The 16,255-nt window shown below is 73.6% G+C and carries 14 protein-coding genes; 3 read left to right on the top strand and 11 right to left on the bottom strand.

Annotation, left to right across the window (positions count from 1 at the left end; all coding sequences use genetic code 11):
• Positions 1-9: 9 nt before the first annotated feature.
• The 10 genes from V5F53_RS19230 to V5F53_RS19185 form a co-directional block, all read right to left on the bottom strand.
• Positions 10-588, bottom strand: a complete 579-nt coding sequence (locus tag V5F53_RS19230) for a hypothetical protein (protein WP_393997529.1) — start codon at positions 586-588, stop codon at positions 10-12.
• On the bottom strand, positions 585-1,166 hold the full coding sequence (gene gspM / locus V5F53_RS19225; RefSeq protein WP_393997530.1) for a type II secretion system protein GspM: 582 nt from the start codon (positions 1,164-1,166) through the stop codon (positions 585-587). Before gspM ends, V5F53_RS19230 begins: the two co-directional genes overlap by 4 nt.
• A complete protein-coding gene (locus V5F53_RS19220) occupies positions 1,163-2,269 on the bottom strand; it encodes a PilN domain-containing protein (RefSeq protein WP_393997531.1) in 1,107 nt (368 codons plus the stop codon). The genes gspM and V5F53_RS19220 overlap by 4 nt, the downstream gene beginning before the upstream one ends.
• A complete protein-coding gene (locus tag V5F53_RS19215) occupies positions 2,266-3,171 on the bottom strand; it encodes a type II secretion system minor pseudopilin (protein ID WP_393997532.1) in 906 nt (301 codons plus the stop codon). Before V5F53_RS19215 ends, V5F53_RS19220 begins: the two co-directional genes overlap by 4 nt.
• On the bottom strand, positions 3,168-3,914 hold the full coding sequence (locus V5F53_RS19210) for a PulJ/GspJ family protein (RefSeq protein WP_393997533.1): 747 nt from the start codon (positions 3,912-3,914) through the stop codon (positions 3,168-3,170). Before V5F53_RS19210 ends, V5F53_RS19215 begins: the two co-directional genes overlap by 4 nt.
• On the bottom strand, positions 3,911-4,402 hold the full coding sequence (locus tag V5F53_RS19205) for a prepilin-type N-terminal cleavage/methylation domain-containing protein (RefSeq protein ID WP_393997534.1): 492 nt from the start codon (positions 4,400-4,402) through the stop codon (positions 3,911-3,913). Before V5F53_RS19205 ends, V5F53_RS19210 begins: the two co-directional genes overlap by 4 nt.
• Positions 4,380-4,883, bottom strand: coding sequence for a prepilin-type N-terminal cleavage/methylation domain-containing protein (locus V5F53_RS19200; RefSeq protein WP_393997535.1), 504 nt, complete (start codon positions 4,881-4,883; stop codon positions 4,380-4,382). The genes V5F53_RS19205 and V5F53_RS19200 overlap by 23 nt, the downstream gene beginning before the upstream one ends.
• 64 nt (positions 4,884-4,947) lie before the next feature.
• The gene (gspG, locus tag V5F53_RS19195) at positions 4,948-5,406 is read right to left on the bottom strand and encodes a type II secretion system major pseudopilin GspG (protein ID WP_393997536.1); all 459 of its coding nucleotides are present in this window, start codon (positions 5,404-5,406) and stop codon (positions 4,948-4,950) included.
• Positions 5,407-5,411: 5 nt separating this feature from the next.
• On the bottom strand, positions 5,412-6,623 hold the full coding sequence (locus tag V5F53_RS19190; protein WP_393997537.1) for a type II secretion system F family protein: 1,212 nt from the start codon (positions 6,621-6,623) through the stop codon (positions 5,412-5,414).
• Between the two features lie 14 nt (positions 6,624-6,637).
• On the bottom strand, positions 6,638-8,326 hold the full coding sequence (locus tag V5F53_RS19185) for a GspE/PulE family protein (RefSeq protein WP_393997538.1): 1,689 nt from the start codon (positions 8,324-8,326) through the stop codon (positions 6,638-6,640).
• A 595-nt stretch (positions 8,327-8,921) separates the two neighbouring features.
• Between V5F53_RS19185 and gspD the strand changes: the two genes are divergently transcribed.
• From gspD to V5F53_RS19170, 3 genes are all read left to right on the top strand, one after another.
• Complete coding sequence (gene gspD / locus V5F53_RS19180; protein ID WP_509212624.1) at positions 8,922-11,054, top strand: type II secretion system secretin GspD; 2,133 nt, start codon at positions 8,922-8,924, stop codon at positions 11,052-11,054.
• A 9-nt stretch (positions 11,055-11,063) separates the two neighbouring features.
• Complete coding sequence (locus tag V5F53_RS19175; RefSeq protein WP_509212622.1) at positions 11,064-11,789, top strand: prepilin peptidase; 726 nt, start codon at positions 11,064-11,066, stop codon at positions 11,787-11,789.
• A 498-nt stretch (positions 11,790-12,287) separates the two neighbouring features.
• Positions 12,288-12,899 (top strand): tetratricopeptide repeat protein, encoded by a 612-nt coding sequence (locus V5F53_RS19170; RefSeq protein WP_509212620.1) that lies wholly within the window; start codon positions 12,288-12,290, stop codon positions 12,897-12,899.
• 147 nt (positions 12,900-13,046) lie between these two features.
• On the opposite strand, the gene V5F53_RS19165 is transcribed toward V5F53_RS19170, so the two are convergent.
• The gene (locus V5F53_RS19165) at positions 13,047-16,124 is read right to left on the bottom strand and encodes a multicopper oxidase family protein (RefSeq protein ID WP_393998721.1); all 3,078 of its coding nucleotides are present in this window, start codon (positions 16,122-16,124) and stop codon (positions 13,047-13,049) included.
• Positions 16,125-16,255: the final 131 nt, after the last annotated feature.

Raw genomic sequence — 16,255 nt, 5'->3', positions numbered from 1 at the left:
CCCTCCATCCTATTCGGGCTCCGCTCCATGCGCCGCGCCCGGCGGCTCGCTCCGGGCCGGCAGCGCGAGGGTGACGGTCTGGCCGCCGTTGCTGAGGGTCACGTCGCGGGGGGCGACCGACTGGAGCGACCATCCCCCATGCTCTTCACCGATGCGCAGCCGCAATGTGGCGCGCGACGCGGTGTCGAGGAAGATGGCAAAGCCGTCCTCCGCCCGCGAGATCGTTCCCAGCAGCTCAAGGCTCGGCCGCGCGCCCGCCTCCGGCTCGGCCGGCGCGGGCTCCGGCTCCGGCGCCGCCGGCGTCCCCTCCTCCGGCTCCGGCTGCGCCGGGGGACGCCGCGACGGAGAGAAGATCGGCCGCTCGCGCGTGAGGGACAGGCCGGCCAGCGGCATGGCCCAGAGCGGATTGCCGGAAAGCGCGGCGGCGCGCCGCGACGGACCCGAGGCTAGCCCGACGTCCACCGCCGGAGGCAGCGGCGGCTCGCCCTCCACGGCTCCGGCCGGATGGGGCGCCAGCATCAAAGCGCCTGCCAGCGCGGCGCACCGGATCATCGCTGCCGGCCCCAGGCGCCGTCCCGTCCCGCTCATGGCGTCCTCCGCCATTGCCCATACACCGTCAGCGTCACCTGCAACCGCTCCGGGTCGGCAGCGCCGGTCGCGCCTTCGCCGCCCGGCGGCCCCGTCTCCGTCCGCTCCGGCCGCACCGCGAGCTGGCCCACGAACAGGAACGGCATGCCCGCCTCAAGATCGTAGAGCAGCTTCTGGAACTCGTCCTGGGCGATGTCGAGGCTGGCACTGACGGCGACGAAGTCGGGGCCGAACGGCGTGCCCTGAAGCTCCACGTGGGACGACGCGATGTGCCCGCCGAACCGCGCCACCGCGCCGGACAGGCGCTGCATCAGGCTGGCGCCGGCGATGGTGAGGGTGGGGCCGTCGAGGAAGGGCGAGCCGCCGGAGCCCGGACCGGCCCCCTTGCCGCCCGCCGCGACAAGGCGCCGGGCCTGAAGGCGCTCCAGGGTGCCGGCCGCCGCGTCGACGGCGGCGCGCCGCTCCATCAGATCCAGCACCGTGCCCAGGGCCAGCGCCGCCAGCATGCCCACCAGCGCCACATAGCCGAGCACCGCCGCCAGCGGTCGCCAGTGGAAGCCGGGCGCGCCGCCGCTCATGGCCGGGCCTCCGAGGAGGTGAGATCCGAAGAGGCGGCCGCCGGAGGCGCCCCTCCGGCCGGCGGAACGATCCGCGCCTCAATGTCGAAGCGCTCCCCGTGCCCGCCGGCCATCGGCGTGGTGGGGGCGACGAAGGTGGCCTCGGTGAAGTCCCCGGACTGCTCCATCAGCCGCACCAGATCCGCCGGCGCGCCGGACACGCCGGCAATGCGCACCTTGTCGGTATCGAGCTGGAGGTCGGTGACGTAGGTGTCGTCGGGCAGCACCTTGGAGAGGCTCTCCAGCACGAGCACGGCGGCGGGCACCTCGCGCTTGCGCCGCTCCAGGACGCGCTCGGCCGGGCTGCCGCCGCCCGGTCCGTCACGCGCGGCCAGCAGCAGCCGGCGGGCGGCGGCGATATTCTGCTCCGTCTCCTCCAGCTGGGCGTCGAGGTCGCGCCCGACGAACTCAGACACCGCCAGCACCCCAGTGGCCAGCACGACGACGGTGGCCAGCAGCCCGAGCAGCACCGCGCGGACCCGCGCCCGCCCGGAGGCGACGCCGGCGGCCTGGTCGAGCAGACGGATGGTCGCCGGGCCATCGTCCGTCGCCACGGTGGCCGTCACGAAGATCGCCCCCACCCCGAGCCCCCGCAGGCGCGCCATCACCGGCGCCAGGGGCGCGCGCGGCGTCGCCGCGACCTTGAGGCGGATGCGCTCGTCGGCGATCGCCTCCGGCGGCGTCCAGCCATACAGGGCCGCGTCCGGCGACCAGGGCGTGAGCCGGTCGATCTGCGTCCGTACGATGCCGTCGAGGAATGGCACCGCGCCGCCGGGCAAGTCCAGGGCACGCACCAGCACGCGGCCGCCATCGAGATGCAGGTCCAGCGGCTGGTCCTTCAGACGGGCGGCCACCACGCGCGGCAGGCCCGCCGTCCGGTCGGCATCGGCGAGCCGAAGCGCCAGCGCCTCCCCCGAGGGCAGCACCAGGGAGAAGACGCCGCCCGCGCCTTCCGACACCCGCAGCGTCTGCCGCCGCCGCGCCCATGCCAGGAGATCGGCGCCAACGCCCGCCACCATGTCGAGCCACGCCGAGAACAGGTCCACCATGCGGGCGACGCTCATCGGCTCCCCTCCTCGCGCCCCATGCCCGCTCCTCCCTCGTCCCCGCCTCCCCCGGGCCCGGCCGGGGCGCCCTCGCGCCAAGCCAGCAGGCGATAGGGATCGTCACCGAAATCCCGCAGCAGCATGACGGCCTCGACGACATGGCCGCGGCCGCCGCCGAACACCACACGCACGCGCACCCGCACCGCCTCGGAACGCTCGGCGGCAGGAGCCGGGGCGTCGCCCGCCTCCCCCTCGCCGGCGGGCCGCGCTGCCGCGACGGCCGCCCGCACCACCGGATCGGCGTCGGCGAGGTTCACCTGTGGCCGGCCGCTGAACACCGTCAGATGCGGCAACGCCGCATGCACCAGCTCCGGCGGCAGGCCGGACACGCGCCACAGCTCGTCCACATGCACGAAAGGGGCCCGGCGCGGGCCATAGCCGAGCCGGGCCTCATGATAAAGAGCGTCTTCGTCCGGCGCCCCCGGCTCGACATCGGACGACCGCCAGGCGACGATGCGCCGCGCATATGCGTCGGCCGCCTCGGGGCGCGCGCCGAGCGCGGCGAACAGGCCCGCCACCAGCTCCTTCGGCGCGGCATTGAGGTCGATGCGCGCGCTCTCCTCGGCGAAGCCGACGAACACACGGGCCTTGCCCATGCGAAAATCGAAGGTGCCGTGGCTCGGGCGCTCGTCGCGGGGCTGCGCCAGCAGCCGATAGGCGGTCAGTTCCAGGGCGGCGGTCGCCAGGGACCGGGCGGCAAGCTCCTCCGAACGCGCCGCGGCCGACGCCACCGCGTTCGACAGATAATAGGCATACACCCCCGCGAAGGCCGCCAGCGCGGCCAGGATCCACAGCACCGCCACCAGGATGAAGCCGCCCTGCGCGGCGCGGGGCGAGAAGCGCGGAGGCGCGGCGCTCATGGCGTTCCGGCCTCCCGCCCCTTGCCCGTGCCGCCACCCGGGCCGGTTTGCGCGCCCTTGCCCGCCCCGGGACCGGCAGCGCCACGCCCGGCGATGGCGCCGCACCCCTGCCGCGTGGCCTCGCTCACGCAGTCGGCCGGCAGCTCGGCGCGCACCACCACCACCGTCGAGACGTCGAGCGCCCGGCCGGTGCGCCCGTCGCGCACCACCACCCGCACCGCCCGAGGCAGTTCGTCGAGGTCGCTCCAGCTCCCGAGCCACAGGCCATCGCGGCCCGAATAGGAGAAGTCGAGCCGATACGCCGCCCCCAGCACGCGCACCGGGGCCCCGAACACCCCGAGCGGCTCCTCCGACCGACGCGGCGCATAGGGAGCGGCGCTGCGGACGAGACCCGCTCCATCGGCCCCCGGGCCGAGGCGGACGATCTCCAGGCCGGGCGGCGCATGGGGGCCGAGCGCGGTGCGCACGAAGGTGATCGACGACGGCGCGCCGTCGAACAGCGGTCGTGGCCGCTCCAGGCTTGCCGGCACCGCCTCGACGACGCTGAGGTCCGCGGCCACCCGGCCCAGGGCGAGGCCGACCCGCTCGGCCGCCTCCACCCGCTCGAAGCCCCGGCGCCAATTGGGCAGCCATTGGCGGGTCAGGGTCGCGAGGGCGGACACCACCAGGCCCGCCAGGGCCAGGGCGACCAGCACCTCCACCAGCGTGAAGCCGGCCGAGCTCCGGCGGAGACCCCGCCTCACGGCCGCGCTCCCGGTGCCTCACCCGGCGGCACGCCGGCGGCGGCATCCGGCGCGCCGCCGACAGGCGCCAGCCGCACCGTCTCAAGCTCCACCATGGCGCCATCGGGGCCACGCACGCGGATCAGCACATGGTGCGGGACGAATTTCACGTCCGATGGAACCTCGCCCATGTCGAGCGGGCGCACATCCACACGCCAGGCGTGGCCGCCGATGGCACCGTCGGTGCGCCCCTCCTTCAACTGGCGACGGGGGGGAAGGCCCGCCTCCACGGCCCGTGCCGTTTCCAGCAGCGCCGCCCGCCGCTCCAGCGCCCGCGTAGCGCGGGCGTTGCTGGCCACCACCAGGCCGATGGCCGCCAGCGCCGCCGCCGTCACCGCCACCGCCACCAGCACCTCGACCAGGGTGAAGCCGGCCTGCCGCGCCGCGCCAGCCCTGGCCCGGCCCGCCGGACCAAGAGGGGGGGCGTCAGGAGGCGAGGCGGGGGACAAGCTCCACTCCTCCCGTCAGCCAGTTCACGCGAACCTCATAGACCGCGGCGCCCCGTGCCAGGGTGATGACCCCGCCACACGACATGCCGCTTGGAAAGAAGCCGATCTGCGCACGCACCGCGCGACCGTCGCACTGGGCCGGCAACAAGGTCTCCACGCGCACGTCCCGCGGCAGGCGCACGAGGCGCCCGCTCGATCCGGACCGGATGCGGCCAGCGGGGGCATCCACCTCGGTCGCCACCCAGCGCCCCTGCCGCACCGCGGCGGCGCGATCCGCCGTCAGCACCGCCGCCGCCTCCACCGCGAAGGCCTCGAGCCGGGGCCGGGAGGTGGCGCGCGGAAGCGCCGGCAGGGCAATGGCCGCCAGCGCCGCCACGATCAGCAGAGCGCACACCACTTCCAGCAGGGTGAAGCCCGCTTCGCCGCACGCCGGCGGAGCCCCCCGGCGCGCCGGCCGGCCGTGGCGGCGCGCCCGGCTCATCCGGCCGCCCCAGCCCCAAGCCCACAGCCGAGCCCACAGCCGAGCCCGCTGGCTCCGGCCGGCCTCATTTGGCAGCGCTGGAGATGTCGGCGGCGGTACCGGTGCCGCCCTCCTGGCCGTCGGAGCCGCGCGAAATGATCTCGTAGGGCGCATTCGGGCCGGGTGCGCGATAGGCATAGGGCTTGCCCCAAGGGTCCGCCGGCAGGGTGCCGCCCTTCAGGTAGGGCCCGTTCCAGGCCGCCACGCCGGAAGGGCGCTGCACCAGCGCGCCGAGCCCCTCCGACGACGAGGGATAGCGCCCGGCATCAAGGTAGAACAGGTCAAGGGCGCTGGAGAAGCCCTGGATCTGGATTTTGGCGGTCTTCACCTTGGAATCGCCGAGATAGTTCAGCACCCGCGGCCCCACCAGGGCCACCAGCAGGCCGATGATGGTGATGACCACCAGCAGCTCGACCAGGGTGTAGCCACCCTCCGTCTTCCGGCGGAGCGATGCGGGGCGGGCCCGGCGCGGGGCAATCCTCATGGTGTTCATCCAATGCTTTGGCTGACCGACAGCAGCGCGGTCATGACCGAGACGATGAGGCCGCCCACCACCAGCGAGATGGTGACGATGGCGAACGGCCCGATGATGGCCACCAGCCGCGCCAGGGCGCGCTGGAGCTTTTCCTCATAGAAATCCGCGATGCGGCCCGAAAGCAGGGCCAGTTGCCCGGTCTCCTCGCCCAGGCGCAGCATGCGGATGGCCATGGGCGGCAGCGCCTCCCCCTCGGCGAAGGCCTCCGACAGGCGCCCGCCGTGGCGCACCTTCTCGGCGGCGGAGGACCACGCCGCGCCATCCGCGCCGCTGGACACCACGTCCACCAGAATGCGGAGCGCCGCCGTCAGCGTCACCCCGTTGCCGATGAGAATGCCGAGATTGCGGCAGAACACCGCCGAGCGGCGATACATGAGGATGGTGCGCACCAGCGGCAGGCGCCCCAGCGCGCCAAGCAGGACGGCACGCCCCTTCGCCCGCCGCAACAGCGCCCACAGCGCCAGCGGCAGCGCCACGGCGACCATCGCCACCGCATCGGTGTGGGCCTGCAGGCCGTCGGAAGCGTCGAGCAGCATCTCGACCATCGGATCGAGCTTGGCCCCCATGTCGCGCAGCACGCCGGAAAACTGCGGCAGCACGAACAGCAGGAAGAACACCAGCACGCCGCCCGCCGCCACCAGCACGAAGGCCGGATACTGCAGCGCCTCCACCACCTTGCGGCGGAGCAGCTCGGCCCGCGCGCGCTCCTCGGCAATCAGGTCGAGGATGCGGTCGACGGTGCCGGAGGCCTCCCCCACCCGCACCAGCGCCACATAGACCGGAGGAAACAGGGCCGGATGGGCGGCCAGCGCCTCCGCGAACCCCTCCCCCGCCAGCACGCCGGCGCGGATCTTGCGCGCCACGTCGCGCATGCGGCCGAGGTCGGCATCGCCGGTCAGCAGTTCCAGCGCCTCGTCGAGCCGCGCCCCCGCCCGCAGCAGCAAGGCAAGGTCGCGGGTGAACTGCGTCACGTCCTGCGGGCGCGGCCCGCCGCCGAGGCCAGGCAGCTGGAACCGCCCCTCGGCCCGGCCCGCCAACGCGGTTTCCACCGGCACGAGGCCCAGGAACTCGATGCGCCGGCGCACCTCCGCCTCGGTGGGGGCGGAAATCTCGCCGGTGACGATGCGGCCGGCCTGGGTCAGGGCCCTGTAGGTATAGGTGGCCATGGAACGCCGCCGGCCTAGCGCACGGTGGTCACGCGCAGCACCTCGGCCACCGAGGTGAGGCCGGCGCGGCACTTGGCGAGCCCGTCGTCGAGCATGGTGGTCATGCCGGCGGCGATGGCCGCGCGATCCAGCGCGGAGGCGCCCGACTGGCGGTCGATCATCTCCCGGATGTCGTCGGACAAGGTGAGGATCTCAAACACGCCGAGCCGGCCGCGATAGCCGGCCCCGCCGCAGCGCTCGCACCCCTCCGGCTCGTGCACGGTCTCCCCCGCCCGGAAACCGAGGGCGGCATAGCGCGGGTCGGCGGCCAGGTCGGCGGCAGCCAGCCGGCGCGGCCGCTTGCAGCGCTCGCACAGCTGGCGCACCAGCCGTTGCGCCACCACGGCCCGCAGGGTCGATTTCAGCAGGAAGCCTTCCACCCCCAGGTCGATGAGGCGCGGCACGGCGGCGGCGGCGGTATCGGTGTGAAGGGTGGTGAGCACCAGGTGGCCGGTCAGGGCGGCGTGGACGGCGATATGGGCGGTCTCCGGGTCACGCACCTCGCCCACCATGATCACGTCCGGGTCCTGGCGCAGGAACGAGCGCAGCGCCGCCGCAAAGGTCAGGCCGATGGCCGGCTTCACCTGGCTCTGGCAGATGCCGCGGATCTCGTATTCCACCGGGTCCTCGATGGTCAGGATCTTGCGTGTCGGCGTGTTGAGCTGCGACAGCAGGGTGGCGAGGGTGGTGGTCTTGCCCGATCCGGTGGGCCCGGTCACCACCACCATGCCATGGGGCATGGCCAGCAGCTGGTCGAGGGTGGCCGCATCCCGGGCGCCGAGCCCCAGTCGATCGGCGCTCAGCAGCCCGCGATCGCGCGGCAGCAGGCGGATGACGGCCGACTCCCCATGCTGGGTAGGCATGACGGCGACGCGCACGTCGATTTCGGAACGACCGAGCTTGAGGCGGGCGGCGCCGTCCTGGGGCAGGCGGCGCTCGGCGATGTCGAGGCCGGACAGGATCTTGACGCGGGAGATCACCGCCTGCGGCAGCACCTCGGCGGGAAACGCCACAGCCCGCAGCAGCCCGTCCACCCGCAGCCGCACGTCGAGCTGGCCGCGATAGGGCGCCACATGGATGTCGCTGGCCCGCAGCTCCATGGCCTTCTCAAGCAGGTCGTTGACCGCCCGTACCACCGGCGCGCCGCTGGCCAGGTCGCGCAGGCTGTCGATGTCGTCCTCGGCCCGGCCGGGGGCGGCGTCGGCCCCGGCGGCGGGCGCCTCCTCGGCGCCGAGGCGCGCGGCGAGCACGGTGGCGATGTCCTCGAACGCCGCCACCGCCAAAACGACCTTTTCCTGGAGCACGATTTCGGCCGCCCGCAGCACGCTGGCGTCGGCGGGATCGCCCACCGCAAGGCGGGCGCCGCCGTCGGCGTCCCGATAGGGCACTGCCGCCACCTCGCGCAGGAACCGGGCGGAGAACCGCTCCGACAAGGGCGCGGCGGCCATCAGCCGCGCCAGGTCCACCCGCTCCAGCCGGAAGAACGCCGAAGCCGCATCCGCGAACTCGCCCGACGACAGGTCGCTGGCTTCCCACAGCCGCCGGAGCGGCGAGGATGCGCCCTCGCGCCCGGACGGCGTGGCGAGGGCGGCCGCCTCATCGGCGCGCACATGGCCACGGCGGGTCAGGAAATCCAGAAAATCGCCGGCGCCGTCGGCCGTCATCCCGTATCCTCCCGGCATGGCCGGCGCCCGCGAGCATGCCGTCACCGCGCGACCCGGGCCACGGCCCGCCGCAGCGCCTTCCCGTGCGGCCGACGCCGGCGCCACCCTAGCGCCGCCCGGCCGCTTCCGGTAGATGCCGCCGCCGCGGGCGCGATCCTTAGACCGGGAATGCAAAGGCCGCGCGACGCCAGGGCACCATCGGGCGGGCTTTTCACGGGCAACGCGCAACACCTTGGCGCGCAACGCCCGGCACCGGCCGGCCAGACCGCGCCCACCCGCCCCGCGCGGGTCGGTCCATGTGGAAAAGTCCGCATCCTGTGGATCGGCCAGCACCCACCCCCCTATATAGGGGGCTTAACTTGAACCTCGGTAACCAGGAATTTAGATACTTGATCCTTCGCCGGCGAGTGATCGGGTTTCGTGATCGCGACCGTGGACGGGCTTGTGTCGGAATGTCGGGGGCAGTTTGCGGAGAACACGGCCAGCCCGCTCGGCCCCTCGATCGGGTCTTGCGCGCGCGATCGGCGCCATATGCCTCGCCGCGAGCCTTTCGGCCTGTGCGAATATTGAGGATGATGTTAAGCCTCAGGGGGTGATGGATCAGGTTCGGGGGCTGGATCTTTCGCCGCGGGAGACGCGCGCGGTTTCGGGGCCGCAGGAGCTTGCGGACACGCGCCGGGCGGTGGAGTACGTGGCCTCCGGAACGCCTGGGGCGGCGGGGGCGGCGGGATTTGCGGCCGGCGGGGCGGCGGGATTTGCGGCGGCGGACGGCGACGGCTACGACCTCAATTTCGACAACACGCCGGTGACGACGGTGGCCAAGGTGGTGCTGGGGGACATCCTCGGCGTGGGCTACGTGATCGATCCGCGGGTGCAGGGCACCATCAGCCTGTCGTCGGCGCGGGCGGTGCCGAAGGGGGAGCTCGCCTATGTGCTGGAAGCGGCGCTGCGGGCCAACAATGTGGCGATGGTGCGCGATGCCGGCGGCTATCGGCTGACGCCGCTGAGCGAGGCGGCCGGGGGCGGCGGCGTGGACCGCGGCCCGGGGCGGCCGGAGCCGGGCTACGGCCTCTCGGTGGTGCCGCTGCGCTATGTCTCGGCGGCGACCCTGATGCCGCTGCTGGACAGCTTCGCGGTGCAGGCCGGCTCGGTGCGGGTGGACGCGGGACGCAACCTGCTGCTGGTGCAGGGCACGGCGGCGGAGCGGCAGGCCGCCATCAGCACCGCGCTCAGCTTCGACGCCGACTGGATGCGCGGCCAGTCGGTGGGCATCTACCCGGTGCGCAACGGCGCGCCGGACACGCTGATCGCCGAGATCGAGAGCGTGATGGACAGCGGCGAGGGCGGGCTCAGCCACAAGCTGGTGAAGTTCCAGGCCATCGGCCGGCTGAACGCCATCATGGTGGTGGCCCGGCGGCCGGAATTGCTGAGGACCGCGGCCACCTGGATCGAGCGGCTGGACCGCTCCGACAGCACGGTGGGGGTTCGGGTCTATCGGCTGCGCTATGGCGATGCGCGGCAGATGGCCAAGGTGCTGAACGAGCTGTTCATCGGCGGCGCCGGCGCCGGCGGGCTCGACCAGGCGGCGAGCCAGGTCGCCCCCGGGGCGGGGGCGGTGGCCTCCGGCGGCGGGGCGGGCGGCGGCCTCACGGTGCAGCAGCGGCTGGGCCTGTCGCCGCCGGCGGCGGCGGCCGGCGGCGAGAGCGCGGGCGGCGAGGATGGGGCCGGGGCGAGCCCGCGCGGGGCGGCGGCCGGGGCCGGCACCGGGGCGGTGCTGCCGGGGGTGCGCATCACCGCCGACGCCATCAACAACTCGCTGCTGATCTTCGCCAGCCAGGAGAATTACCGCATCATCGAGCGCACCCTGACCCAGCTCGACCAGCCCCAGCTGCAGGTGGCCATCGAGGCCACGGTGGCCGAGGTGACGCTCAACGACGCTCTCGCCTATGGGGTGCAGTTCTACCTCACCAGCAAGGACCTGGGCCTGGGCCGCAACAATGGCTCGGCCCTCAACACCTTGTCCGGGGACATCACCGACCAGGCCATCAACCGCGTGCTGCCCGGGTTCAACCTGCTGGTGGGGCGGGAGAACCAGCCGCGCATGATCCTTGACGCCCTGCACACGGTGACCGACGTGAAGGTGCTGTCCAACCCCTCGGTGGTGGTGGTGGACAACCAGAAGGCCACCCTGCAGGTGGGCGACGAGGTGCCGGTCTCCACCGGCAGCGCCACGGTGCTGTCGTCGTCCAACACGGTGGTGAACACCATCGAGTACAAGAACACCGGCATCATCCTGCACGTGGTGCCGCGGGTGAACGTGAACGGCCAGGTGCGGCTCGACATCGAGCAGGAGATTTCCAACGTCACCCCGTCGGAGACGAGCGCGTCGGGCAGCGCGACAACGCTGACGCCGACGGTGTCGCAGCGCAAGGTCAAGAGCACCATCGCGGTGGCGAGCGGGCAGACGGTGCTGCTGGCGGGCCTGATCAGCGAGCGCTCGAACGGGGTGCGCCAGGGGGTGCCGGGGCTGGACCAGATCCCCGGCCTGGGCGAGGCGTTCGCCCACACCAACACCACGGTGAAGCGCACGGAGCTGATCATCTTCATCCGGCCGCAGATCATCCGCGACAATGTGGACGCGCACACGGTGGCGGAGGAATTGCGGGCCAAGCTGAAGGGCTCGGTGGGGGTGCCGCCCGGCGGCCCGCAGCCGCTCTTCAACCGCTGAGGCCGGCGCATGGTCGAACGGCCCGCGGTCCCGCCCTCTCCGGTCCTGTCCCCGCCGGTCGTGTCCCCGCCGGTCGTGGCGCCCTCCCCGGCGACCCGCCGCCGCGCCGGGCGCGATGGCCGGCCGCCGGCGGCGCTGCTGGCGGGGGGCGCTGTGGCGGGGGGCGCGGCGATGGCGGCGAGCCTCGCCGTGGCGCCGGGCTGGGGCGGGCTGCTGGCGGCGGCGGCGGTGCCGGTGCTGGCGGCCATCGCGGTGATCGACGCGCGGCGCTTCCTCATTCCCGACGGGCTGAACGCGGCCGCCCTGGGGCTCGGGCTCGCCCATGGCGTGGCGGTGGCGGGGCTTGACGGGGGGCTGGCGGCGGGCCTGCGGGGGGCGGTGCTGGGGCTGGTGTTCCTGGGGCTGCGGCGCGGCTACCGGGCGCTGCGCGGCCGCGAGGGGCTGGGGCTCGGCGACGTGAAGCTGGCGGGCGTGGCCGGCGCCTGGCTGGGGGTGAGCGCGATCCCGGTGGCGATCGAGCTGGCGGCGCTGGCGGCGCTGCTGGGGGTGGGGGCGCGGCAGGTGCTGGGCGGCCGAGCGCCGCGCCGGCAGGATCGCCTGCCGTTCGGGCTGTTCCTGGCGCCGGCGATCTGGGTGGCCTGGCTCCTCGACACCCTGTTCCTCGGCGCCCTGTTCCTCGACCTTCCGCCGCTCGACGGCGCGGGGCTCGACCCGTTGATCCAGGGCGGAGGCTGAACCATGGCCGGGCGCGGGCAGGCACGACAGGAGACCGGCCCCCTGGCCCGCCAGCCGGCCGGCCCGGACGCGGCCCGGCCCGACCGGCCAGGACGCCAGGACACCAAGGGCCAGGACACCAAGGGCCAGGGAGTGGCACCTTCGGCCCCGGGGCGATCCGGCGCGCCGGACCCCACACCGGCGCGCCCCGCCCGGGCCGCCCTGACCCCGGGCCCGGCCACGCCGGCCGCGACCGCCCTCGGGTCGGGCGCCCAAGGAGCAGAGGTCCAAGGAGCGAGGGTCCAAGGAGCAGAGGTCCAAGGATGGACCGCCGAGGGAGCGGGGGAGCGGGATGCGACGGTTTGCGAATCGACGGCCAGGAGGTCGCCCCCCGAAGGATCGACCCTCCGGGCAACGGCGGCCGGGACGGCGCCCATCCAGGCCGGGACCGCCCACGGCGCGCGCGGACGGGGGGGAACCGATGAAGCCGCGACAGGCGCGGCGGCGCGGGGCGGGCCCATGATTTCGCGCGCGGCGGGGACGCGGGAGGCCGGCCGGCGCGCGGCGGGACGGCTGGCGATCCTGCTGGCGATGCTGCTCGCGGGCCTGGGTCCGGTCCGGGCGGGGGAGGCGGCGGGGCGCCCGCCGGCGGGCGCGTGGGCGGGACGCGAGGGCACCGGGAAGGCCCCGCGCCGGCCGGTGGCCGATGCCTTCGCGCTCTATGCCCAAGGCGATGCCGCCGCCGCCGCGCGCCAGCTCGCGCCCCTGGCCGAGGCCGGAAATGCCCGGGCCCAGGCGCTGCTCGGCTTTCTCTACGAGAAGGGCCATGGAGTGCCGCAGGACGTCGCGGTGGCCGCCTGGTGGTATGCCAGCGCCGCCGAGCAGGGCGAGGCGACCGCGCAATACCTGCTGGGCCTGGCCTATGACGCCGGCCGCGGCGTGCCGCGCGACGTGGTGCTGTCGCAGAAATGGCTGATCCTGGCGGCGGCCCGCGCCGACCGCCACCAGCGCGACATCTACCTGCGCATCCGCGACGCGGTGGCCACCAAGATGAGCCGCGCCCAGCTCCACCTCGCCCAATCCCTCGCCGTCACCTGGACCCCCGCCCCCCCAATCACCACACGCCCCTAAACCCAAACCAGAAAAATCAACGGGCGCGAGCGGAGAGCCCGGCGGGACAGCCCCCCCAACCCCCGCCCCCCGGCGGCGTCCCAGGGCGCGCCAGCCCTGCCGGGGTAGCGGGTGGCGGCCACGCCCGCCGGGAACCGGAGGCCGAGGTCAGTTGCCGCCGAGGATCACCCCAGCCGTGCTGTTCCAGGTGCTTTCGCCCACGCGCCGGGGAGTCAGCTGGGGCGCTGTCGCCTCGGCCCGGATCAGATCGAAGCGCAGGAGCCGGCCTGCCGGCCCCGCCGGGGCAGCGACCAGCAGGTCCGCACCCTCGGTGGTGCTGGTGGTTGCGACGCTCACCCCCGCCACCCCGGCGCCGAACGGCGCGAACGACGCCATTTCCTTGAACGCCACGGCCGGATGGGCCAAGGCGCTGTGGAGATACATGGCCGGCCCGCCGTCAAGGGCCGAGCCGCTGGAGAAGACCTTCACCACCCCGCCGTCGCGCTGGCCGACCACGATGCGCTCGGCGCCGCCGAGCACGCCGGCAAGCCAGCCGGTGGCCAGCGAGACTCCGCCGCGATAGTCGTCGCCGAACGGCGCGAACTCCGCCGTGATCACCGGCGCGCCCGGCGCGACCGGAGTGCGGCAGAGGCTGTCGAAGGGCGAGAAGCCGGCAAGCGCCGCGCCGACCGGCAGAACGGCCGCGGCCGCTCCTGCGTCTCCCCCGCCTTGGCTACCCGCCCGCCCCAGCAGCGGGAAGGCGAACACCTTCACCCGCGAAGGCGCCCCGGCCCCCGGCGCCGTGACGATGCTGTTGCGGCCGGTGGCGAAATCCACGAAGCCGGAGCTGACAGCGACCCCAGAGCGGTCATCCCCGAACGGGCTGAAGGCGGCGAACACCGCCGGCGCCCAGCCGAGCGGCGCGCGCACCGCCCGGAACACCTTCACCTCGCTCGGCACGCCAGGACCGGAACCGACGATGATGTTCTCCGCCGTCGTCCCGTCGATCTGCGCCACCGCGACGCTGACGCCGCCGGTGGCTGCCGCGTCGAAGGCGGTGAAGCGGGCGATCTCGCGGCCGAAGGGCGCGGCTCCGGCTTTGGCGGCGCCGGAATAGACCACCACCTCCGGCGCCCGGCCGGCGCCGGCCCCCACCACGAGGTCAAAGACCCCGTCGTCGTCCACATCGCCCATGGCGACGCTCACCGCGCCCTCGAAGCCGGGAAACGGAGTGACCACGGCCAGCAGCCGGTCGCCGTTGCCATCGAGCACGCGCACGGTGGCAGCACGGCCGGGCGCGCCCGGCACCGCGACCGCGTAGGACGACACCGCCGGGATCACGTTCACCAGCATCATCAGGCCGTTGTCCTCATGGTTGAGGCGGTGGCAATGCATGACGAAAAGGCCGGCGAAATCCGTGAAGCGCGTGCGCAAGGCCAGCGTGCCGGGCTGGATGACGCTTTCCTCCGGCCCGAGGTTGGGCGCCGGGACGTTGATGTTGTCGAGATTCTGCAGCAGCGGCCCCTGCGTCTGGCCCACGGTCGGGTCGGAGACGGCGGTGACCTGGAAGTCGTTCACATGCACATGGATGGGGTGCTCGTCATTGTTCTCGTTGCGGAACACCCATTCCTCCACCGAGCCCAGGCGCGGCTGGATCAGCGGCACGAACGGGAAGGCGCCGCTGTCGAACGCATAGATGAAGGTCTTGGGATCGCTGCGGCTGGCCAGCGCATTGAGGAAGCCGCCATTGATGAGGATCTTGCGGGTCAGGTCGGGCTCGACCCGCGACAAGTCCTCCACCGGGCCCCCGGCGCCGAGCGGCTGGCCGTCGACGAACGCGGTCGCCTGCCCCCGGGCGCCGTCCGGCACCGCCCGCAGCAGCACCTGGGTGGGGAACAGGAAGAAGCCGTCGTTATAGCTCACCGCCCCCGGCGCCACGCTCAGCGTGCCGAGGCGCGCGGGCGGGTTCTCGGTGCCATTGGCGGTATAGAGGATGCCGGGCGCATTGTCGGTCCGGGCGCCGCCGCCCAGGGGCGGCATGTCCAGCACCAGCTCGCCGGTCTCCGGCAGGGTCACGGCGATGGCGAAACGCGAGGCCGGCGGAATGAGCAGACGGGTGCCGTCCTCGACCAGGGGCGCGCGCACCACCGGGCTCGCATTGCCGTCCTGGCCGACGATGGCGAAGCGCGGATGGCGGCCGGTGGCGGTCTCGGTCAGCCGCACGTTCATGTAGGCGACGTCGCTCACGTTCGCGAGCACCCAGATCTCGGTCTGTCCGGGCCGGCCGCGCAAGGTCGGCTGGAACTGGCCGTTCACCGTGAACTGAATGTCGCGCCGCGCGTCGGGCAGCGCCGGATCGGCCGGCACGTCCTCCCCGGTGCCGGGGTCGGCGGTGAAGCTCTGGAGATTGGAGGGGATGTATTGATAGCGCCCGCGCATGTTGTGGATGGAGAGCGGGCCGGAATACCACACGGTAGCAAAGCGGGTGCCCGGCGCGGCAGCGGTGAAGTTCACCGGCGCCAGCAGCGGGCGATAGGTGCCGGCGGCGAGCGCGCCCGCGGCGGGCGGCTCCAGGGTGCTCACGAACTGCGGCCAGTAGGGATTGTTGAACTGCGGCCTGGGCCCGGTCCGGTCGAACACGAAATTATATTGCAGCGCCATGGTGCGGATCGGGATCGACCGCGCCGTGACCAGGGGAAGGTTGCCGTCGATGCGGCCGATGGCAAGCAGGCCGGCGAGGCCGAAATAGACATGGGCCGCCGTCAGCGTGTGCAGGTGGGGATGATACCAATAGGCCCCCTGCGGATGATCGGCGGGAATGCGGTAGACATGGGTGTTGGAGCTGCCCGGCGGCATGTGCAGCAGCACGTTGTCCGCATTGCCCCGCGGGCTGACATGCAGGCCGTGGGTGTGCAGGTTGAGCGGCGAAGCCTCCAGCTGCTCGGGATAGAGCGGCACGGCGGCCCCCGCCGCCGCATATTTCGGATCGTAGAAATCGCGGATGGTGAGGTTTTCGAGCCCGTTCTCCATGTGGATGATCAGGGTCTCGCCCGGAAACACCTGGAGCGTGGGCGCCGGATAGGCCTCGCTCGCCGCCGCCACGCCGTTCGAGGCGGTGCCTTGAATAAGGGTGTAACCGTACACCAGGGCGTTGTTCACCGGCGCCGGGGCGGTGTCGAGCCGCACCGCCCCCTGATGGGCGGTCAGCCGGACCTCCAGAACCCCGTCCTTGCTGGTGAGCGTCACCGGTTCCGTGAACTCCGGCGCGCCGGCGCGGACCGTCCCGACGCCGCACAGCGCCCATAGCGCGAGGAGCAGGCCAAGCCGGCGCGCCCAGCCCCTGCCCGCCCCGCCGCCCCGGCCCGACATCGCCGCAC

The organism is Xanthobacter cornucopiae, from assembly GCF_043195065.2.
In the GTDB taxonomy this organism is placed as follows: Bacteria; Pseudomonadota; Alphaproteobacteria; order Rhizobiales; family Xanthobacteraceae; genus Xanthobacter.
The sequence above is the reverse complement of the archived record's forward strand: the minus strand, read 5'-3'. Positions and strand labels throughout refer to the sequence as shown.